General features: G+C 75.4%; 22 protein-coding genes. 9 read left to right on the forward strand and 13 right to left on the reverse strand.

The annotated features are described in order from the left end of the window. Nucleotides 1-24: 24 nt before the first annotated feature. The 6 genes from ACYVG5_RS11655 to ACYVG5_RS11680 form a co-directional block, all read right to left on the reverse strand. The gene (locus ACYVG5_RS11655) at nt 25-1,155 is read right to left on the reverse strand and encodes an NAD-dependent epimerase/dehydratase family protein (protein WP_222049400.1); all 1,131 of its coding nucleotides are present in this window, start codon (nt 1,153-1,155) and stop codon (nt 25-27) included. A gap of 10 nt (nt 1,156-1,165) precedes the next feature. Beyond that, a complete protein-coding gene (locus ACYVG5_RS11660; RefSeq protein WP_012854759.1) occupies nt 1,166-1,264 on the reverse strand; it encodes a 30S ribosomal protein bS22 in 99 nt (32 codons plus the stop codon). 266 nt (nt 1,265-1,530) lie between these two features. Next, nucleotides 1,531-1,875, reverse strand: coding sequence for a helix-turn-helix domain-containing protein (locus ACYVG5_RS11665; protein WP_246630591.1), 345 nt, complete (start codon nt 1,873-1,875; stop codon nt 1,531-1,533). A gap of 361 nt (nt 1,876-2,236) precedes the next feature. Continuing rightward, a complete protein-coding gene (proC, locus tag ACYVG5_RS11670) occupies nt 2,237-3,067 on the reverse strand; it encodes a pyrroline-5-carboxylate reductase (protein ID WP_222049399.1) in 831 nt (276 codons plus the stop codon). A gap of 74 nt (nt 3,068-3,141) precedes the next feature. Further along, nucleotides 3,142-3,504 carry a hypothetical protein gene (locus ACYVG5_RS11675; protein WP_460683202.1) on the reverse strand — a complete coding sequence of 121 codons (363 nt, stop codon included), beginning with the start codon at nt 3,502-3,504 and terminating at the stop codon, nt 3,142-3,144. A 728-nt stretch (nt 3,505-4,232) separates the two neighbouring features. Further along, nucleotides 4,233-5,177, reverse strand: a complete 945-nt coding sequence (locus ACYVG5_RS11680) for a Ppx/GppA phosphatase family protein (protein WP_222049397.1) — start codon at nt 5,175-5,177, stop codon at nt 4,233-4,235. A 39-nt stretch (nt 5,178-5,216) separates the two neighbouring features. On the opposite strand from ACYVG5_RS11680, the gene ACYVG5_RS11685 reads away from it, so the two are divergent. Next, nucleotides 5,217-6,065, forward strand: a complete 849-nt coding sequence (locus ACYVG5_RS11685) for a hypothetical protein (RefSeq protein ID WP_222049396.1) — start codon at nt 5,217-5,219, stop codon at nt 6,063-6,065. Here the strand turns inward: ACYVG5_RS11685 and ACYVG5_RS11690 are convergent. After that, complete coding sequence (locus ACYVG5_RS11690; RefSeq protein WP_460683203.1) at nt 5,961-6,749, reverse strand: helix-turn-helix domain-containing protein; 789 nt, start codon at nt 6,747-6,749, stop codon at nt 5,961-5,963. The genes ACYVG5_RS11685 and ACYVG5_RS11690 overlap by 105 nt on opposite strands. A gap of 380 nt (nt 6,750-7,129) precedes the next feature. Here ACYVG5_RS11690 and ACYVG5_RS11695 point away from each other — a divergent pair, with 380 nt between their 5' ends. Continuing rightward, entirely contained in the window at nt 7,130-7,339 is a 210-nt protein-coding gene (locus tag ACYVG5_RS11695) for a hypothetical protein (RefSeq protein ID WP_222049395.1), read from the forward strand. A gap of 10 nt (nt 7,340-7,349) precedes the next feature. After that, on the forward strand, nt 7,350-7,577 hold the full coding sequence (locus ACYVG5_RS11700; RefSeq protein ID WP_222049394.1) for a DUF3072 domain-containing protein: 228 nt from the start codon (nt 7,350-7,352) through the stop codon (nt 7,575-7,577). Nucleotides 7,578-8,057: 480 nt separating this feature from the next. Here the strand turns inward: ACYVG5_RS11700 and ACYVG5_RS11705 are convergent, their stop codons facing one another. Both ACYVG5_RS11705 and ACYVG5_RS11710 read right to left on the reverse strand, forming a co-directional pair. Beyond that, nucleotides 8,058-8,738, reverse strand: coding sequence for a winged helix-turn-helix domain-containing protein (locus tag ACYVG5_RS11705; RefSeq protein WP_222049393.1), 681 nt, complete (start codon nt 8,736-8,738; stop codon nt 8,058-8,060). Further along, nucleotides 8,735-10,096 (reverse strand): sensor histidine kinase, encoded by a 1,362-nt coding sequence (locus tag ACYVG5_RS11710; protein ID WP_222049392.1) that lies wholly within the window; start codon nt 10,094-10,096, stop codon nt 8,735-8,737. Before ACYVG5_RS11710 ends, ACYVG5_RS11705 begins: the two co-directional genes overlap by 4 nt. A 229-nt stretch (nt 10,097-10,325) precedes the next feature. Between ACYVG5_RS11710 and phoU the strand changes: the two genes are divergently transcribed. Continuing rightward, complete coding sequence (gene phoU, locus ACYVG5_RS11715; RefSeq protein WP_222049391.1) at nt 10,326-10,982, forward strand: phosphate signaling complex protein PhoU; 657 nt, start codon at nt 10,326-10,328, stop codon at nt 10,980-10,982. Between the two features lie 67 nt (nt 10,983-11,049). Here the strand turns inward: phoU and ACYVG5_RS11720 are convergent, their stop codons facing one another. Next, nucleotides 11,050-11,811, reverse strand: a complete 762-nt coding sequence (locus ACYVG5_RS11720; RefSeq protein ID WP_460683204.1) for a phosphoglyceromutase — start codon at nt 11,809-11,811, stop codon at nt 11,050-11,052. Nucleotides 11,812-11,876: 65 nt separating this feature from the next. Here ACYVG5_RS11720 and ACYVG5_RS11725 point away from each other — a divergent pair, with 65 nt between their 5' ends. After that, a complete protein-coding gene (locus ACYVG5_RS11725; RefSeq protein ID WP_222049389.1) occupies nt 11,877-12,635 on the forward strand; it encodes a class I SAM-dependent methyltransferase in 759 nt (252 codons plus the stop codon). 85 nt (nt 12,636-12,720) lie between these two features. Here the strand turns inward: ACYVG5_RS11725 and ACYVG5_RS11730 are convergent, their stop codons facing one another. Then, entirely contained in the window at nt 12,721-13,254 is a 534-nt protein-coding gene (locus tag ACYVG5_RS11730; RefSeq protein WP_222049388.1) for a type III secretion system chaperone family protein, read from the reverse strand. Further along, nucleotides 13,251-14,654 carry a D-inositol-3-phosphate glycosyltransferase gene (gene mshA / locus ACYVG5_RS11735; RefSeq protein WP_460683205.1) on the reverse strand — a complete coding sequence of 468 codons (1,404 nt, stop codon included), beginning with the start codon at nt 14,652-14,654 and terminating at the stop codon, nt 13,251-13,253. Before mshA ends, ACYVG5_RS11730 begins: the two co-directional genes overlap by 4 nt. 87 nt (nt 14,655-14,741) lie before the next feature. Here mshA and ACYVG5_RS11740 point away from each other — a divergent pair, with 87 nt between their 5' ends. Beyond that, a complete protein-coding gene (locus tag ACYVG5_RS11740; RefSeq protein WP_222049387.1) occupies nt 14,742-15,521 on the forward strand; it encodes an SDR family oxidoreductase in 780 nt (259 codons plus the stop codon). Between the two features lie 62 nt (nt 15,522-15,583). On the opposite strand, the gene ACYVG5_RS11745 is transcribed toward ACYVG5_RS11740, so the two are convergent. Beyond that, nucleotides 15,584-16,603: a UDP-N-acetylmuramate dehydrogenase gene (locus tag ACYVG5_RS11745; RefSeq protein ID WP_222049386.1), complete on the reverse strand. Its 1,020-nt coding sequence runs from the start codon at nt 16,601-16,603 to the stop codon at nt 15,584-15,586. Between the two features lie 40 nt (nt 16,604-16,643). Between ACYVG5_RS11745 and ACYVG5_RS11750 the strand changes: the two genes are divergently transcribed. The 3 genes from ACYVG5_RS11750 to ACYVG5_RS11760 all read left to right on the forward strand — a co-directional run bounded on the left by ACYVG5_RS11750 (nt 16,644) and on the right by ACYVG5_RS11760 (nt 18,795). Next, on the forward strand, nt 16,644-17,501 hold the full coding sequence (locus ACYVG5_RS11750) for a class I SAM-dependent methyltransferase (protein WP_222049385.1): 858 nt from the start codon (nt 16,644-16,646) through the stop codon (nt 17,499-17,501). Between the two features lie 134 nt (nt 17,502-17,635). Continuing rightward, nucleotides 17,636-18,532 (forward strand): spermidine synthase, encoded by an 897-nt coding sequence (locus ACYVG5_RS11755; protein WP_222049384.1) that lies wholly within the window; start codon nt 17,636-17,638, stop codon nt 18,530-18,532. 59 nt (nt 18,533-18,591) lie between these two features. After that, entirely contained in the window at nt 18,592-18,795 is a 204-nt protein-coding gene (locus tag ACYVG5_RS11760) for a PspC domain-containing protein (protein ID WP_222049383.1), read from the forward strand. Nucleotides 18,796-18,807 lie beyond the last annotated feature (12 nt).

Raw genomic sequence — 18,807 nt, forward strand, 5'->3', positions numbered from 1 at the left:
GGCAGGCGCGGGTCGGGGGCACGGTCACACGTCCCGCACGGCGCGCAGCCCGGGCACGACGGGGGCGTCCGGCTCCCGGGGCCGCCACAGCGACCGCCCGAGGGCCCCCACCGTGGTGGCGTGCCCGGCCACCCTGGACGCGACCGCGGTCGTGCCGGTGACCACGGCGTCCACCAGTTCGGGAGCCACCACCGGCACCAGGGTGCGCCCGTAGTCGGCGAGCGCGGCGGACGTGGAGAAGCGCGGCGCGTAGCCGAACTCCTCGCGGAGCACCCGGGTGTCCAGGACGCGGCCGTAGACGAGCAGGCGCATCTGCTCCGGTGACCAGTCGACCATCCCGGCGCTGCGGGTGAGCCGGGACAGCGAGCCGATGGCCGGGGCCGGTACCGGCACGGCGACCCGGCCGAGCCGGCGCAGCGCCTGCGAGAGCAGCACCGTGCCGGGCGCACCGACGTTGACCGTCCCGGTGAAATCGCCGGTCGTCGCCCGCACCAGCACGGCGAGGGCGTCGTCCTCGTGCAGCAATTGCAGCCGGGCGTCGTAGCCGAGCACGGTGGGCACGACCGGCAGCCGGAAGGCCTCCGTCAGCAGCGAGTCGATCCGCGGACCGATGAAGTGGGCGAAGCGCAGCACCGCGACGGCCACGTCCGGCCGGCGCCTCGCGAAGGACCGGACGTAGCCCTCGATGTCGAGGCTGTCCCGGGCGAAGCCGCCGCGCGGCACCCGACGGGCCTGCATGGCCTCGGTGAACACCGCCGGGTCGCGGGGGCTGGCCCCGTAGACGGCGCTGGTGGACTTCAGCACGAGGCGTCGCACCGAGGGAGCCCGCTGGCACGCAGCCAGGAGCTGCATGGTGCCGATGACGTTGAGCTCCTTCATCGGCACGCGACCACCGGCGCCCGCCGGCGTGGAGCTGATGTTCATGTGCACGACCGTGTCGACCGACGCGGACTCGATGACCTTGGCGATCAGCGGGTTGCGGATGTCGGCCCGGACGAACTCCGTGCGCCCGAGGCGGCGGAGCACCGCGGGGGACGGGGGAACGGTGTCCACCCCGATGACCCGGTCGATGGCCGGATCGGAAGCGAGCTCGGCCGCCAGCGCACCGCCGAGCCACCGGCTCACACCGGTGACGAGGACGACCGCGGGCGGCACGAGCGTCAGCTCACTTCTTGTTGCGCCGCTGGACGCGGGTCTTCTTGAGGAGCTTGCGGTGCTTCTTCTTCGCCATCCGCTTGCGGCGCTTCTTGATGACAGAACCCATGTCAGTGCTCCCGACGTCGAGGTCGCACGGCGACCGGGAGGGCGACCGGGACGGTCACGCCGGGCACCGTGCGTGGTGAACAGCTCGTGCGCGGGCTGCCCTCGCTAGGCGAGGCAGCACGCTCGGCGCCCGAGCCTACCCGGCGCGCGGCCGACGGGCTGGCACGGTCGACCTGCCGGCCTCCCGAGCCCGTGACGTGCTGGAGCGGCCACCTCGCAGGGGCCCGCCGCGAGCGGGCGAGCGGCGGGGGGCGAGGTGGTCCTTCTTCAGGCGATGTCGGTGTAGGCGTCGCGCAGGTAGTCGTGCACGGCACGCTCCGGCACGCGGAACGACCGGCCGACGCGGACGGCGGCGAGCTCGCCACCGTGGACCAGGCGGTAGACGGTCATCTTCGAGACCCGCATGAGCGCGGCGACCTCGGCGACGGTGAGGAACGCCACGGCGGCGCGCGGAGCCGGGACGGCGCTCGGGCGGCCGACCGGCATGGAGGCCGGGTGCGCGGCGGGGATCGGGCGGCCGAGCGAGGCTGCCGAGATCGGCCGGCTCATCTGCCGCGGCGCCGGGACACCCGGACGAACGGTCTGCACAGTGGCGCGCTGGGGCATGGTCATCTGATTCATCTCCGTGTCAGCACGAGTCGGGCCACCGGCTTCCCCACCGGCGGACGGGACACGCACGTGCTGTTGGAAAGAACCCTAGGGGGACCGGAGTGACAGAAGCGATGGGTGAAACGGACAGGCGGACCGGTCCGTCCTGGGCACAAGTGGACAGAGACACAGGGTGACACTCCTGTGACGGCGTGTTATCCACAAGGTGACAGGTCGACACGGGACACCGTCCACAGCTTTCTGTGGAGAACCAAGCGATTTCCGGGGACCGTCAGCCCCAGTGAGTTGCTCCTTGCTCACTGCCCGCATCGACACCCGGATCGTCGCGACGTTCAGCGAGTGTGACCTCACCGACTGTGGACAGTCAGCGGTCTTCGCCGAGCGCCACCGAGCGGTCGTGCGCGGCCTCGATGGCCGCGATCAGCGCCGCCCGCACGCCGTGCCGCTCCAGCTCGCGGATGGCGGCGATGGTGGTCCCGCCAGGGCTGGTGACGGCCTCCCGGAGTTGCACGGGGTGCTCCCCGGAGTCCCGCAGCATCACCGCTGCCCCGAGCGCGGTCTGCACGATCAGGTCGGCGGCGAGCGTGCGCGGCAGGCCCAGCAGGATCCCGGCGTCGATCATCGCCTCGACGAGGTAGAAGAAGTACGCCGGACCGCTGCCGGACAACGCCGTGACAGCGTCCTGCTGGCTCTCCGGCACCCGGCGCACCCGCCCCACGGGGGCGAGCAGGGCCTCCGCCTCGTCCAGGTGCGACTCGGTGGCGTGCGTCCCCGCGGACAGCACGCTCATGCCCTCGTCGACCAGCGCCGGGGTGTTCGGCATGACCCGCACCACCGGCGTACCGGCGGGCAGCAGCGCCTCGATCCGCCTCGTCGGCACCCCGGCGGCGACCGAGACGACCAGGTGGTCGGCCGTCACGTGCGGGGCGAGCAGGCCCAGCAGGGTGTCGATGTCCTGCGGCTTGACGGCCAGCAGGAGCACCCGGACCCGGCCGGCCGCGCCGGCGAGATCCGCGGCAGCCACGCCGTACCGGTCGGTGAGCTCGGCGGCCCGCTGCCCGCTGCGCTCCACCACCACGATGTCCCCGGGGCCCGGGCCGCTCGCGTCCGCTTGGCGGACCAGGCCGGCGAGGAGCGCCTCGCCGATCTTGCCGCCGCCGACGATGGCCAGTCCCGAGCGCCCGCCTGTGGTCACGGCGGCGACGGTAGTGCCCCGGCGGGTGCGCCGGCACGGGCCGGGGGTGCGGCGGCGGGCTCACCCGCCCCGGCTCACCCCGCGGAGAGCAGCCCGGCAGCCGGGGCGATGACCAGGAGGGTTCCGGCGAAGACGAGCACCGCGAGCAGGCGTACGCCCAGCTGCGCCTGCTCGCGGCGGTGCCGCCACGCGGCGACACCGGCGACCAGGCCGGTCAGCGCCAGGGGGGCGGCGACGAGCGCGACGTAGGGCATCAGCTCCCAGAGCAGGGTGAAGGCGAAGTACGTGCCCACGCCGACGGCCACGGCCAGCAGCAGCTCACCGGCGAACCGGGCCCAGGCGAGCGCGCTCTGGCCCGCGGTCGGGGCCTCAACATCGGGGTACCCGTCCTCGACGGCCGCGCCGGCCACCACCGCCGCGAAGGAACCCGTCGCCACCGGGTCACCGGTAGCGGGTACGCCCGAGCGCCTCGGGGAGCGGACTGCGGGCACGGCCGGGGTCGCCGGTCCACGTGTCGGGGCCTCCCCCCGCGGCGGTCGGGGCGGGCCGGTGCGGGCAGACCGAGCGGCCGGGGACGGGGCGGCCGAAGACGGGGCGGCGGATGGCCGCGCCGCCGCCGGCGGCGCGGCGGCCGCGGCTGCAGGGGCAGGCGCAGGGGCAGGGGCAGGGGGTCCCGCCCGGACCTCCTCGCGGGGCGCCTCACGGGGCCGGGCCACCCGGGCCGGCGGCCCGGTGTCGACCGGGGGCCGCAGCCTGCTCCGGGGCTGGTCCTCCGGCGCCGGCCGCGCCGGCCAGTCCGCCTTGGCGCCCTCACCGCGCCGGCGGCCGGGCCGGGTGCCGAACTCGGTCTCGAGGCCGTGCTGGCGGAGGATCTCGGCCGCCGCGGCCTCGGTGGCCGCCGGCCGGCCTTCCGGACGCGGCGGTGCGGTCGGGACCTCGCGCGGCCGGGCCGGGCGGGCGCCCGTCCCGGGCGTCGACCGCCCGCCGGGACGCAGCCTCGAGGGGGGCTGGTCCTGCGGGGCGGGGCGGGCCGGCCAGTCGGCCTTCGGTTCGCCGTCCCGCTGCCGGCGTCCGGGCCGGGTGCCGAACTCGGACTCCAGACCGTGTTCCCGGAGGATCTCCGCCAGCGAGCGGACGCTGTGTTCGCCTGTGCCAGGGTCTGACATCACGCCCCCTCCAGCTGGTCGAGGCGGCGCAGGATGACCCCTTCCCGCAGCGCCCATGGGCAGATCCGCACGAACGGTACGTCCACCGCGCGCATCGCGGCCTGCGCCACGACGGCGCCGGCCGGAACCTGGTGGGCCCGCTGGGCGGACACGCCCTGCAGCTCGGCCAGCGCGGCGGACTCGATCCGGGACACGAAGCCGATGACCTGGGCCAGCCCGGTCGCGGTCAGCTCGCGGGACACCCGCAGCCCGGCACCGTAGGGTGCCGCACCGGCCAGCCGGGCGAGGGTGCGGAAGGTCTTGGACGTCGCCACGACACAGTCGGGCGGCCCGGCGGCCCGCAGCTTCGCGCCGGCGGGCGCCAGCATCTCCTCGGCGTGCTGCCGCAGCTTGTCCAGCGCGGCGAGGTCGGGCCGGCCGCCGCGCTCGGCACGGGGCAGGTAGTGCCGGGTCATCCGGCCGGCGCCCAGCGGCAGGGAGAGCGCCACGTCGGGCTCCTCGTCCAGGCCGCTCGCCAGCTCCAGCGATCCGCCGCCGATGTCGAGCACGAGTAGTCGGCCGGCGCTCCAGCCGAACCACCGGCGCACGGCCAGGAAGGTCAGCCGCGCCTCGTCCTCGCCGGTGAGCACCTGCAGGTCGACCCCGGTCTGCTCGCGGACCCGGCGCAGCACTGCCGCGCCGTTGTCGGCCTCCCGGAGCGCCGAGGTGACGAAGGCCAGGAGGTCCTCGCAGCGCTGGTCGGCGGCCTGCTGCTTGGCCCGCTGGACAGCCGTCAGCAGCGCCTTCTCCCCCGCCTTGGACAGCTTGCCGTCGGGCCCGACGTGCTCGGACAGGCGGAGCAACGACCCGTCGTCGTGCATCGGCGTCGGGTGCGCACCGCGGTGGGCGTCGACGACGAGCAGGTGGACGGTGTTCGATCCGACGTCCAGCACACCCAGCCGCATGCCGGAGAGTGTGCCGGGTCGGACTCCTAGGCTGCTGCGGTGGCACCTGGACAACCGCCCGCGCCGCCCCCGGAGGTCGGCCTGGACTTCGCCCGGGAATGGGTGGAGTTCCCCGACCCGGCCGACGCCCACCACCGCGTGCGCGCCGACCTGACCTGGCTCACCTCGGCCTGGACCTGCGTCTACGGCCGCGGCTGCGCCGGCGTGGTGGCCGGCCGGGCGGACGACGGCTGCTGCAACCACGGCGCCTTCTTCACCGACGACGACGACCTCGGCCGGGTCGGCGCGGCCGTGGCCGAGCTGACCGACGTCGACTGGCAGCACGCGGGGCGCTGGCGGGACGACTGGACCGAGCCGGACACCCTGACCGAGCCCGAACCCGATGGTCCGGACGCACCCGGTGAACCGGCCGGGCAGGCGCTGCGGACCCGCGTGGTGGACGGCGCCTGCGTGTTCCTCAACCGGCCCGGCTGGCCGGCCGGCGCGGGCTGCGCGCTGCACGCGATGGCGCTGCGTCAGGGACGGCACCCGCTGGAGACCAAGCCGGACGTGTGCTGGCAGCTCCCGGTCCGCCGCGAGCAGGAGTGGGTGCACCGTCCCGACGGCACCCGGGTGCTGGTGTCGACGATCGGTGAGTTCGACCGGCGCGGATGGGGTCCGGGCGGCCACGACCTGCACTGGTGGTGCACCGGGTCCCCCGACGCGCACGTGTCGCCCGAACCGCTGGTGCACACCTACGCCGCGGAGCTCACCGAGCTGCTCGGCGCCCCGGCCTACGCGGAGCTACGCCGGCTGGTCGAGGCCCGGCTGGACCGCGGTCTCGTCGCCCCGCACCCCGCCAGCCCCCGGCCAGTTCCGGTGCAGCTGCACCGGCGCCGCCCCGACTGAGGGCCACGCCGGCGCCGTGCCGGCCCCCGGGCCCGGACCTGCGGCCCGGAAGGTCTGGCGGTAGGCCCGCGGGGACACCCCACGACGGCGGGTGAACTGGTCGCGCAGGCCCGCGGCCGTGCCGAAGCCGACCAGCCGGGCGATCTCCTCCACCGGGGCATCACCGTCCTCGAGCAGCGCCTCGGCCGCCGCGAGCCGCTGGCCGAGCAGCCAGGCGTGCGGCGTCGTCCCGGTGGTGGCCTTGAACCGGCGGGCGAAGCTGCGCGGGCTCATCAGCGCCCGGCGGGCCAGCAGTTCGACGGTGATCTCCTCGGCCAGGTGCGCCCGGGCCCACTCCAGCACGACGCCGAGCAGGTCGTCCTGGCAGCGGGCCACCGGGGCGTCGATGAACTGGGCCTGCCCGCCGTTCCGGTGCGGAGGCACCACCATCTCCCGGGCCAGGGAGTTCGCCGCCGCCGCACCCCACTCGCGCCGGACCAGGTGCAGCAGGGTGTCGACGCCGGCCGCGGTGCCCGCCCCGGTGAGGACCTGACCGTTGTCGACGTAGAGCACCGCCGGGTCGACGTCGACGGCGGGGAACCGCGCGGCCAGCTCACCGGCGTACTTCCAGTGGGTGGCGGCGCGCTGCCCGTCGAGCAGGCCCGCCTGGGCCAGCACGAAGGCGCCGGTGCACTGGCTGACCACCAGCGCACCGCGTCCAGCAGGTCCGGCGGCGGGACGGCGGAGTACAGCTCCCAGGCGGTGACCAGCACGATGTCGGACACCGCCAGCCGCTCGAGGCCGAGCTCGACGGTGATGGCGATGCCGGTGTCGGTGCGCAGCACGCCCGGCCGCGGGGCCACCAGCGCGAAGTCGAACCGCGGCAGGCCGATGGCCCGGCGGTCGTAACCGAACACCTCGGCGGCCACGCCGAGGCCGAAGCTGCCCACCAGCCCGTCGGCGACCAGGGCGCTCACGACGAGGGGACGTGCGGTGTGCTGCACGTCTCCATCATGGCAGGTTCGACGCGGTCGCGGTCAGTTCTGCCACTCGTCGGCGACGTCCGGCCCGAGCAGGCTCGGTCCATGTTGCTGATCACCTGCCCCGTCACCGGGACCGACGAGCTGGTCGCCGACCGGCGCATCCGGTCGGTCACCAACCACCCGAAGCACATCGCCCTCGCGGTGGAGTGCCCCTGCGGCCGGGTGCACGTCTACCGCACCGGCCGCCGGTGGGAGAGCGCCGGTCGCGGGACCGCGCCGATTCGGGAGGCGGAGGACCTCCTCCCGGCCTAGGGTCGAACACATGAGCGAACCGAACGCACCGGCCGGCAGCGGACAGGCGGGCGACCCCACGGCGGAGAAGGACCCGTCCGACTGGGTCACCGGCGGGGAGCCGGCCACCGGCGCCCAGCAGAGCTACCTGGAGACCCTGGCCCGCCAGGCCGGGGAGGAGGTCCCCGACGACCTGAACAAGGCCGACGCCTCGAAGAAGATCGACGAGCTCCAGGAAGAGACCGGCCGCGGCCAGTAGGAGAACCACCCCAGCTCGCCGGGCACGTCAGTGGAGCCCCCGGAAGGGTGGTCCGGACGCCGAAGGCGGTCACCTCGGGCAGCAGGTCGCGAACCCGGTACGGACGCCGAAGGCGGTCAGCCCGGGCGGCGGGCCCGCAGGGTCCACCCCGGCCTGACGGGAAACGGCTCAGCGCCCGGCAAGGCGCTACCTGGCCGCGGTGGGAGGCCGTCAGGCCGACAGTGTGCGCAGCGGTCAGCCCGGGCGGCGGGCCCGCAGGGTCCACCCCCGGGCTGACGGAAAACGGCTCAGCGCAGACCGACCAGGCACCTGGCCGCGGTGCGATCCGGAGGATCGCACTGTGCACAGGTACGGACGCCGAAGGCGGTCAGCCCGGGCGGCGGGCCCGCAGGGTCCACCCCGGGCTGACGGAAAACGGCTCAGCGCAGACCGACCAGGCACCTGGCCGCGGTGCGATCCGGAGGATCGCCATGTGCACGGCTACGCCTCGAACTTGTAGCCCAACCCCCGCACGGTCAGCAGGTACTTCGGGTTGGCCGGGTCCGGCTCGAGCTTGGCGCGCAGCCGCTTGACGTGGACGTCGAGGGTCTTGGTGTCACCGACGTAGTCCGCGCCCCACACCCGGTCGATCAGCTGCCCGCGGGTCAGCACCCGCCCGGCGTTGCGCAGCAGCAGCTCCAGCAGGTCGAACTCCTTCAGCGGCAGGGCCACCGGGCGACCGTCGACGGCGACCACGTGCCGGTCGACGTCCAGCCGGACCGGTCCGGCCGCCAGTGACGTGTCGCTCGCGGGCTCACCCTCCGCGCCCCGGCGGAGCACCGCCCGGATGCGGGCCACCAGCTCCCGCGCCGAGTACGGCTTGGTGACGTAGTCGTCGGCGCCGAGCTCCAGCCCCACGACCTTGTCGATCTCGGCGTCCTTGGCCGTGAGCATGATGATCGGCACCGAGCTCTTCGCCCGCAGAGCACGGCAGACCTCCGTGCCGGACAGCCCCGGCAGCATGAGGTCCAGCAGGACGATGTCGGCACCGCCCCGGTCGAACTCGGCCAGCGCGTCCACCCCGTCGGCGGCGACCACCGTCTCGTAGCCCTCCCGGCGCAGCATGTACGACAGGGCGTCGGAGAAGGACTCCTCGTCCTCCACCACGAGCACTCGGGTCATGACCGTCCTCTCATCGCGGCCCCGGCGGGGCCGTCCTCTCGTGGCGCCCCCGCGGGCCTGTCGGGCCCGGTGGCGGCGCTGTCCCGGTCCGCGGCCGCACCGTCGGCGAAGGTCGCCCGGGGCACGGACCGCAGGTCGGCCAGCGGTGGGACCGGGGGCTGGCCGGTGCCCGCCGCCGGTGCCGGCGCGACGGCGCCGGCGGCGAGCGGGATCCGCAGCGTGAACGTCGACCCCAGGCCCTCCTCGCTCCACACCGACACGGACCCGCCGTGGTTGCTGGCCACGTGCTTGACGATCGCCAGCCCCAGGCCGGTGCCGCCGGTGGCGCTGGCCCGGGACTGGTCGACCCGGTAGAAGCGCTCGAACACCCGCCCGCGGTCCGACCGGGGAATGCCGATGCCGGAGTCGGTCACCGCGATCTCGGCGAAGCCGGAGCGGGCCCGGGCGCCGACGGCGATCGTCGTTCCCTCGGGGCTGTAGGCCACCGCGTTGGCCAGCAGGTTCGTCAGCGCGGTGGCCAGCTGGGCCTCCACCCCGCGCACCACCAGGCCGGGCTGGGCGCCGACGGCGAGCTGGATCCCCTTGACCACGGCCGCCGCCCGGGTCCGGTCGACCGCCTCGCCGATCACGGTCGCGATGGCCACCGGCACCAGTTCGGGCAACGGCTCGGCCCCCTGCAGCCGGGACAGGTCGATCAGCTCGCGGACCAGCCGGGCCAGCCGGTCGGCCTCGTGCTGCATCCGGGCGGCGAAGCGCTGCACCGTCTCGGGGTCGTCGGCCGCGCCCTGCACGGCCTCGGCCAGCAGGGCCAGCGCCCCCACCGGCGTCTTGAGCTCGTGCCCGACGTTGGCGACGAAGTCGCGGCGGACCGCCTCGACCCGGCGGGCCTCGGTGACGTCCTCCAGCACCAGTGCCACCGGGCCCGGGGCGACCATCGGGCTGCTGCCGAGCCGGATGCCGTGCACGCCGACCGTCCGCGGCCCCCCACCGACCAGATCACCGGGCAGGACGACCTCGGCCCGGCGGCTGCCGGTGGCCTGCACGCTCCGGGACACGTCCACCAGGCCGGGCACCAGCAGCCGGCTGCCGCGCAGGATGCCCAGCGCCCGGGCGGAGGGGTTGGCCAGCAGCACGGCGTCGTCCGGGCCGAGCAGCACGACTGCGGGGTCCATCAGGTCCATCACCCGGCGGCTGAGCGCGGCCTCCTCCTCCGGGCGCAGCTCGGCGCCCGACTGCCACCTGGGGCGGTCGTCACCACGGCCGCGGCGATCGAGCAGCGCCCAGCCGGCCCGGGCCGCCGACACAGCCAGCAGCAGGCCGATCAACAGGCCCGCCACCAGGGCGACCACCGGGTCCACGCCTCGATGCTAGGCCGGAACGGTGGCCTGACCAGCCGTTCGGGTGATGATCACCCCCTGGGGGCGCAACTGTTCACCGCCGCGTGCCCGCCCGTTCACCCGCCGGTCCCCTGCCTCGCCCCGGGACGTCTCTACCCTCGACAGCACACGCGCCCCGGGGGTCCAGCCACTGGCGCCCCGCGCGTGCGAGACCTGCGCCGCCCGCCGCGGCGGCGCGAATGGAGGAACCGTGCGGGAGAGCTACCGCGAGGAGCTGGAGGACATCACCGCCTGCCTGGTGGAGATGTCGAACTCGGTGGGCTCGGCCATGAGCACCGCGACCACCGCGCTGCTCGACGCCGACGTCGCCCTGGCCGACCTCGTGATCGCCGGTGACGAGCGCATCGACGCGGTGCGGGAGAGCATCGAGGAGCGCTGCTTCACCCTGCTCGCCCGTCAGCAGCCGGTCGCCACCGACCTGCGGATGATCACCACGGCGATGCGGATCGTCGCCGACCTGGAGCGGATGGGCGACCTCGCCGCGCACATCGCGAAGGTGGCGCGGATGCGCTTTCCCGAGCACGCCGTGCCGCAGGAGGTCCGGCCGATCTTCCTCGAGGCGGGGCACGTCGCCGAGAGCCTGGTGACCAAGGCCGGCACCGTGATCGCCAAGCGCGACCTCCAGGCCGCCGTCGAGCTCGAGGCCGACGACGACGTCATGGACCAGCTGCACAAGGCGCTCTTCCTGGCCCTGCTGTCCGACGACTGGCCACACGGCATCGAGTCGGCCATCGACGTCACGCTGCTCGGCCGCTACTACGAGCGCTTCGCCGACCACGCGGTCAGCGTCGCCCGCCGGGTGGTCTACCTGGTGACCGGCGAGAAGCGGATGACCCAGCCCTCGTGACGGTGCGGTCCGGCAGGGCCGCTACCTGGGGAGACGGGTGCCCGAAGGGTGACCACGGGCACCGCGCTCACTTCTTCGCGTGCCCCTGGTTCTTGACCGCCTCGATCGCGGCGGCGGCGGCGTCGGGGTCGAGGTACGCGCCGCCGGGCTCGACCGGGCGCAGATCGGCGTCCAGGTCGTAGCGCAGCGGGATGCCGGTGGGGATGTTCAGTCCGACCACGTCGTCCTCGTCCATGCCGTCGAGGTGCTTCACCAGTGCCCGCAGGCTGTTGCCGTGCGCGGTGACCAGCACCGTCGCGCCGCTGCGCAGGTCCGGCACGATCGCGTCGTACCAGTAGGGCAGCATCCGGACGACGACGTCGGCCAGGCACTCGGTCGCCGGGCGGGCCTCCGGCGGCAGGAACTGGTAGCGCGGGTCGTCGTCCTGGCTGTACTCGCTGTCGGCCTCGATCGGCGGCGGCGGGGTCGCGTAGCTGCGCCGCCAGGTCATGAACTGCTCCTCGCCGTACTCGGCGAGCGTCGCGGCCTTGTCCAGCCCCTGCAGCGCGCCGTAGTGCCGCTCGTTGAGCCGCCAGGACCGGCGCACCGGGATCCACTGCCGGTCGGCCGCCGCCAGCGACAGCTCGGCGGTGCTGATCGCCCGCTTGAGCAGCGAGGTGTGCAGCACGTCGGGCAGCAGCCGGTGCTCGGTGAGCAGCTGCCCACCGCGGGTGGCCTCGGCCCGCCCCTTCTGCGACAGCTCGACGTCCACCCAGCCGGTGAAGAGGTTGGCCTTGTTCCACTCGCTCTCGCCGTGGCGGAGCAGTACCAGGGTCCCGGTGTCGGTCACGCCCGACATCCTGCCCGACCGGTGCGGGCGCGGCCGACCGCACTGCCGCCGGGCAGGATCACGCCATGAGCGCACTCACCCGCTGGGCCGACGAGCTGGCCGCCTGGGCGATCGATCCGCAGCTGCTGGCGGCGGCCCCCGAGTCCCCCTACGGCTTCCCCGCTGGGCTCTTCGGCGCCGACCGCGGCGCCGCCGCCACCCACGACGCGGTGCGGGCCGCGGCTCCGCGCAGCGTGCTGGACGTCGGGTGCGGCGGCGGGGCGGCGAGCATCCCGGTGGGGGCGCCGGAGCTGCTGGGCGTCGACGAGTCCGCCGAGCTGCTGGCCCGGTTCGCCGCCGCGGCCGGGCCGGGCACGCGCACCTGGCGCGGGCGCTGGCCGGACATCGCCGGGGAGGTGCCCGCCGCCGACATCGCCGTCGCGGCCAACGTCGTCTACAACGTCCCCGATGTCGCCGACTTCGTCCGGGCGCTCACCGGGCACGCCCGTCGCCGGGTCGTGGTGGAGTTGACCGACGTCCACCCGTGGACGTCGATGGCCGGGCTCTGGCGGCACTTCCACCGCCAGGAGCGTCCCGGCGGGCCGACCGCGGAGCTGTTCGGGGAGGTGCTCACCGAGCTGGGCCTGGCCTGGGAGGCCCGCAGCTGGCCGCGCGAGGACCCGTGGCGGGAGGCCCCGGCCGATGTCGTTCTGGCCTTCACCCGCCGGCGGCTGTGCCTGCCGGCGTCCCGGGACGCCGAGATCGCGGCGGCGATGGTGGAATTCGCCGACGTGCGCCCGCGCACCGGCACCACCTACTGGTGGCCGGGCTCCGCCCGGGCCTGACCGGCTCCCGGTCGCGGTCGGGGACGCCGCCGGCGACGTCCAGGATCGTGCTGCCCGTGATCACCATGGTCGGACCCGGAAGCCCTCACGGTGCGGGCTCCTCCCCGTGGGCGGTCGTGCGCTCCGGGTCGGCGAACGCAGCGAAGGCCTGGAGGTTGGCCAGCGACTCCCCGCGCTTGACCCGCCAGGCCCACTCCCGCTTGATGGAGCTGCCGAAGCCGATCTCCAGCAGGGTGTTGAAGTGCTCGTCGGCGTAGGCCAGCACGGTGCCCAGCAGGGTGTCGATCTCCTCGGGCGTGATCGCGCTGTGCCCGAGCCGGCCGGTCAGGTAGACGTCGCCGACGCTGTCGATGGAGTAGCTGAGGCCGTACATCCGGGCGTTGTGCTGCAACAGCCACGCCCACAGCTGTTCGCGGTTCTCGTCCGGCTGGCGGCAGACGAACGCCTCGATGCGGAAGCCGTGGTCACCGACGATCAGCCCGACGACCGTCTTCAGCTTCTTCGTGCCGGGCAGGGTGACGACGAACCGGCCGGGGGCGGTCTGCTCGTACTCGAGCTCCGCGGCGCGCAGCGTGCTGTCGACGACGGCGGCCAGCGCCGTCACGGTGCGCTCGCTCATCGCGCGGCGGTGCCCCCCGGCAGCAGCCGGACCGCGTCGCGGGCCGCGTGCTCGCGCGTGGGCAGCAGCCGCCCCGTGCCGGCGGCCATCTCGGCCATCGCCGCGGCGTAGGCGTCGACGAGGGAGTCGACCGTGCGGTCCCAGCTGAACCGGCTGGCGTGCCGGCGGGCACCGGCGGCGAGGAGCTCGCGGCGGGTGAGCACCCGGCGGATCGCGGCGGCGTAGTCGGCCGGGTCGCGCCCCTCGACCAGCAGGCCGGAGACCCCGTCGTCCACCGCGGTGTGCAGGCCGCCGACCGCGGCGGCCACCACCGGCGTGCCGCAGGCCTGCGCCTCCAGCGCTACCAGGCCGAAGGACTCGTTGTGGCTGGGGACCACGGCGACGTCGGCGGCGCGGTAGTGCTCGGCCAGCTGCTCCGGCGGCTGCGGCGGCAGGAACCGGACGACGTCGGTCACGCCGAGCCGCACCGCCAGCTCCTGCAGCCGCTGCGGCTCGGCCAGCCCGGAGCCGCTGGGGGCGCCGACCACCAGAACCTGCAGGCGGTCGCGCAGGGCCGGGTCGTCGGCGAGCATCCGGGCCGCGGCCTGGAGCAGCAGGTCGGGGGCCTTGAGCGGCTGGATCCGGCCGACGAACAGCAGGACGACGGCGTCGGCGGGCACCCCGACCCGCCGGCGGGCGGCCTGCCGGTCACCCGGGGAGAACCGCTGCAGGTCGACACCCGGCGGGACGACCAGCGTGCGCCGGGGGTCGGCGTCGTACCAGCGGACCAGCTGGTCGGCCTCGTCGGCGGTGTTGGCCACCAGCCGGTCGGCCTCGTCGACCACCTGCTCCTCGCCGATCACCCGGGCGAGCGGCTCGGGGGCGTCACCCTCGGCCAGCGCGGCGTTCTTCACCTTGGCCAGCGTGTGCGCCGAGTGCACCAGCGGCACGCCCCAGCGGTCGCGGGCCAGCCAGCCCACCTGGCCCGACAGCCAGTAGTGGGAGTGGACGACGTCGAAGTGTCCCGGCTCGTGCTGGGCCTCCTCGCGCAGCACCGCGGCGGTGAAGGCGCACAGCTGGGCGGGCAGGTCGTCCTTGCCCAGGCCCTCGAACGGGCCGGCGCTGACGTGCCGCACCGTGACGCCGGGGCTCATCTCGACCACCGGCGGGAGGTCGCTGGAGGTGGCGCGGGTGAAGACGTCGACGGCGATGCCGCGCTCCGCCAGCCGGCGGGAGACCTCGACGACGTAGACGTTCATCCCGCCGGCGTCACCGGCCCCGGGCTGGTCGAGCGGGCTGGTGTGCACGGAGAGCGTGGCGACCCGGCCGGGCAGCCGGAGCTCGGCGGCGGGGGGATGGACGGAGGGCAGCGGACCCCCCGCACCACGCCAGGGCGGGCGGGGGTGCCGGCGAGCGGGCACAGCTCTCCTCCCGCTCGGGCGTGTACGCGGCGCCCGGACGGGACACCCTGTCGGCGCACCAGTCTGCCTCAGCGTCAGGATGGCCACATGCCCAGCCCCATCGCACCGCAGTCCGTTGCCCCGTCGTTCCGCGGAGAGGGACGGGTGGCCGTCGTCACCGGCGCCTCCAGCGGGATCGGCGCCGCCACCGCCACCCGGCTGGCGGCGGAGGGCTTCGACGTCGTCCTGGCGGCCCGCCGGCTGGACCGGCTGACCGCCCTCGCCGAGCGGATCGGCGGCCGCGCGGTGCAGCTCGACGTCACCGACGCCGCCTCGGTGGCCGCGTTCACCGCCGGGCTGGACCGGGTGGACGTGCTGGTCAACAACGCCGGCGGGGCGTTCGACGCCGCGCCGGTGGCCGAGGCCGACCTGGACTCCTGGCAGCGCACCTACGACGTCAACGTGCTGGGCACCGTGCGGCTGACCAAGGCGCTGCTGCCCGCGCTGCGCGCGTCGGGGGCGGGCGACCTGCTGTTCGTCGGCTCGACGGCCGGGCTGATCAGCTACGAGGGCGGGGCCTCCTACACGGCGGCGAAGCACGGCGTGCACACGCTGGCCGAGACGCTCCGGCTGGAGCTGGTGGGCGAGCCGGTGCGGGTGATCGAGATCGCCCCCGGCATGGTCAGGACCGAGGAGTTCTCGCTCAACCGGACGCAGTCGCAGGACCTGGCCGACGCCGTCTACCGCGGGGTGCGCGAGCCGCTGGTCGCCGAGGACGTCGCCGACTGCATCGCCTGGGCGCTGACCAGGCCGCACCACGTGAACGTCGACCTGCTCGTGCTCCGCCCGCGCGCCCAGGCCGCCCAGCACAAGGTCGCGCGCGAGTAGCAGGACCCCGCCGTCCCCCTCACCCCTCGCAGGCTCGGGGCGAACCTCCGGACGGGGCCGGACTAGGGACGGACAGCGGTGGGCTCGGGAACGAGCGTGACGCCGAACCGCTCCTGGACGCCGGCGACCACCTTCTCCGCGAACGCCATCAGCTCCTCGGCCGTGGCGCCGGGCTCGGTGGTGAGCGCCAGCGCGTGCTTCGACGAGATGCCGACCCGGCCCTCGCGGGTGCCGCGGCCGAAGCCGGCGTACTGGACCAGCCAGGCCGCGCTGAGCTTGACCCGGCCGGAGCCGGCCGGCCAGTTCGGGCACTCCGCCACCCCGACGGACGCCGGCACGATCGGGTTGGTGAAGAACGACCCGGCGCTGCGCGAGTCGGGATCGGCGGGGTCCTGGACCATGCCCTTGCCGCGGCGCAGCTCGAGCACGGCCGTGCGCACGTCGCCCAGCGGGGCGGTCTCGCCGACCTGCAAGCCCAGCTTCGCGGCGAGCTCCGCGTACCCGACCGGCCGCGACAGCCGGCCGGGCGCCAGGGCGAAGGTGACGCTGAGCACCACCAGCTCGCCGGGGTGCTGCTTGAGCCGGCTGTCGCGGTAGGCGAAACCGAGGTCCGCGGGGCGGAGCACCCGCTGCCGGCGGGCGGCCCGGTCGAGCACCCGGACGGCGGTGATCGTCTGGGCGACCTCCTGGCCGTAGGCGCCGACGTTCTGCACCGGCGTCGCGCCGGTCGAGCCCGGGATGCCGGCCAGCGCCTCCATCCCGGCCAGCCCCTCGGCGACCGTGGCGGCGACCAGGTCGTCCCAGACCTCCCCGGCCTGCGCCTCGACCTCGACCGTGCGGGCGCCCGACCGGTACCGCAGCCCGCGGGTGCGCACCGCCACCACGTCGCCGGCCCAGCCGGCGTCGGGGGCGACGATGTTGGACCCGCCACCCAGCACGAGCAGCGGCCGGCCGGCCTCGTCGGCGTCCAGGACGGCGGCGACCAGCTCGTCCTCGGTGGTGACCTCGACCAGCCGCTCGATGGGCCCGCCGACCCCGAGGGTGGTGAGGTCGGCGAAACGGGCGGACCGGGAAACCAGCACGCGTCCACGCTAACCGCCGCGCCGACTATCCTGCGGAACGGTGAGCGAGTCGGGGCGGGACCACACCGCGCGGGCCACCCTGCCGCCGGCGCGCCGGGCCCCCCGGCTGGCCGCCGGCCGCGCCCGCGCGCTGGGCCTGCCCACCCGCGGGACGACGAACGCCAATCGGCTGCGCCGGGTCGACCGCTGGCTGCTGGCCACCCAGGTGCCCCGGCTGCGCGACGCCGTCCGCCCGCTGGTCGTCGACCTCGGCTACGGGGCGTCGGCGGTCACCACCCTGGAGCTGGTCGACCGGCTGGCGCCCGCCGTTCCGGGTCTGGAGGTCGTGGGGCTGGAGATCGACCCCGAGCGGGTGGTCGCGGTCGCCGCCGACCGCGACCCGCCGCGCGTCGACTTCCGGCTCGGCGGCTTCGAGCTGGCCGGCCTGCGGCCGGTGCTGGTGCGGGCGTTCAACGTGCTGCGCCAGTACGACGAGGAGTCGGCCGCCCGCGCCTGGGAGACCATGCGCGGTGCGCTGGCGCCCGGTGGCCTGCTGGTCGAGGGCACCTGCGACGAGTGGGGCCGGCGGGCCGGCTGGGTGGCCCTGGACGACGACGGCCCGCTGACCCTCACCCTCGCCGCCCGGGTGACCGACCTCGAGCGCCCCTCCGATCTGGCCGAGCGCCTCCCGAAGGCGCTGATCCACCACAACGTGCCCGACCAGCCGGTGCACGAGTTCCTCAGAGCCTTCGACCTGGCGTGGGCCTCGGCGGCCGGGTTGTCGGCGTTCGGGCCGCGCCAACGCTGGGCGGCGGCCGTCACCGCGCTCGCCGACGCGGGCTGGCCACTGGTCGGGTCCTCGCGCCGGGCCAGGCACGGTGAGGTCACCGTGCGCTGGTCCGCGGTCGCGCCCCGCTGAGCTCGGGCAGGATGGCCGGGTGCCCGCCCGCCGACCCGACCCCGCCGAGCTGCACGACCGGCGCACCGCCGCGCCCGTCCGGCACCTGGGCCCGGCCGCCGTGGCCCTGCTCCGCAGCCGATGAGCCGGCACCGATGAGCCGGCGCGGGAGCCGCCGGGGCCGGACCGAACAGCCGGGTCCCGGCCCGGTCGCGACGGCCGTGCCCGGCCGCACGCCGGTGGGGGGCGGCACGGCCGAGCTGCTGGCCGACGCGGACCGCCCGGGTTCCTGGGAGCTGGCGATCGACGGCACGCCGCAGTCGCACGTCGACCTGGCCGATCCCACGCACCTGGAGTTCGAGTACGTCCGCCGGATCGGCCACGTGCTGGACCTGGCCGCCGCCCCGGGTGCGCCGCTGCACGTGGTGCACCTGGGCGGCGGGGCGCTCACCCTGCCCCGCTACGTCGCGGTCACCCGGCCCGGCTCCCGGCAGCGGGTCGTCGAGCTCGACGCGGCCCTGACCGAGCTGGTGCGCACGTCCCTGCCGCTGCCACGGGACGCCCGGGTGCGGGTGCGCAGCGAGGACGCCCGGGCCGGGCTGGCCACCTTTCCGGACGCCAGCGCGGACGTCGTCGTGGTGGACGTGTTCGCCGGCGCCCGCACCCCCGCGCACCTGACGACGAGGGAGTTCGCCGCGGACGTCGCCCGGGTGCTGAAGCCCGGCGGCGTCACCGCCTGGAACGTCTCCGACGGCCCGCCGCTTCGGTTCCTGCGCGCCGAGGCGGCCACCCTGGCCGCGGTCTTCGGGCACGTCGCGCTGCTGGCCGAGCCGGGAACGCTGCGGGGGCGGCGGTTCGGCAACACCGTGGCGGTGGCCTCGGACGCCGAGCTGCCGGTCGCCGGGCTCACCCGCCGGTGCGCCGGCGACCCGATGCCCTCCCGGGTGGTCGCGGGCGACGACCTGCGGGCGTTCGTCGGCCAGGCCCGGCCGGTGCTCGACGCCGTCGCGGAGCCGTCACCGCAGCCGCCGGCCGGGGTCTTCGACCGCTGACGACGGGGCGGCCGCGGTGGGCCGCGCCGGGAGGGCGCGCAGACCGTAGGGTCGATGCCATGACCTCGCCCGTGCACCGCCGCCTGAGCCGCGACAGCCGCCACGCGGTGGTCGCCGGGGTGTGCGCCGGCCTGGCCCGGCGCTTCGGCCTCTCCCGCAACGGCCTTCGGGTGGCGTTCGTCGTCTCCTGCGTCCTGCCCGGCCCGCAGTTCCTCGCCTACCTGCTGTTGTGGGTGCTGATGCCGCGCGACGACCGGTACTGACCACCCGGACGA

It is taken from the genome of Modestobacter lapidis (assembly GCF_054780755.1).

Excerpts from the sequence above, each read along its gene's own strand:
- ACYVG5_RS11660 (WP_012854759.1), bottom strand. The coding sequence starts at position 1,264 with ATGGGTTCTGTCATCAAGAAGCGCCGCAAGCGGATGGCGAAGAAGAAG.
- ACYVG5_RS11665 (WP_246630591.1), bottom strand. The coding sequence starts at position 1,875 with ATGACCATGCCCCAGCGCGCCACTGTGCAGACCGTTCGTCCGGGTGTC.
- ACYVG5_RS11680 (WP_222049397.1), bottom strand. The coding sequence starts at position 5,177 with ATGCGGCTGGGTGTGCTGGACGTCGGATCGAACACCGTCCACCTGCTC.
- ACYVG5_RS11695 (WP_222049395.1), top strand. The coding sequence starts at position 7,130 with ATGTTGCTGATCACCTGCCCCGTCACCGGGACCGACGAGCTGGTCGCC.
- ACYVG5_RS11700 (WP_222049394.1), top strand. The coding sequence starts at position 7,350 with ATGAGCGAACCGAACGCACCGGCCGGCAGCGGACAGGCGGGCGACCCC.
- ACYVG5_RS11705 (WP_222049393.1), bottom strand. The coding sequence starts at position 8,738 with ATGACCCGAGTGCTCGTGGTGGAGGACGAGGAGTCCTTCTCCGACGCC.
- ACYVG5_RS11725 (WP_222049389.1), top strand. The coding sequence starts at position 11,877 with ATGAGCGCACTCACCCGCTGGGCCGACGAGCTGGCCGCCTGGGCGATC.
- ACYVG5_RS11730 (WP_222049388.1), bottom strand. The coding sequence starts at position 13,254 with ATGAGCGAGCGCACCGTGACGGCGCTGGCCGCCGTCGTCGACAGCACG.
- ACYVG5_RS11740 (WP_222049387.1), top strand. The coding sequence starts at position 14,742 with ATGCCCAGCCCCATCGCACCGCAGTCCGTTGCCCCGTCGTTCCGCGGA.
- ACYVG5_RS11755 (WP_222049384.1), top strand. The coding sequence starts at position 17,636 with ATGAGCCGGCGCGGGAGCCGCCGGGGCCGGACCGAACAGCCGGGTCCC.
- ACYVG5_RS11760 (WP_222049383.1), top strand. The coding sequence starts at position 18,592 with ATGACCTCGCCCGTGCACCGCCGCCTGAGCCGCGACAGCCGCCACGCG.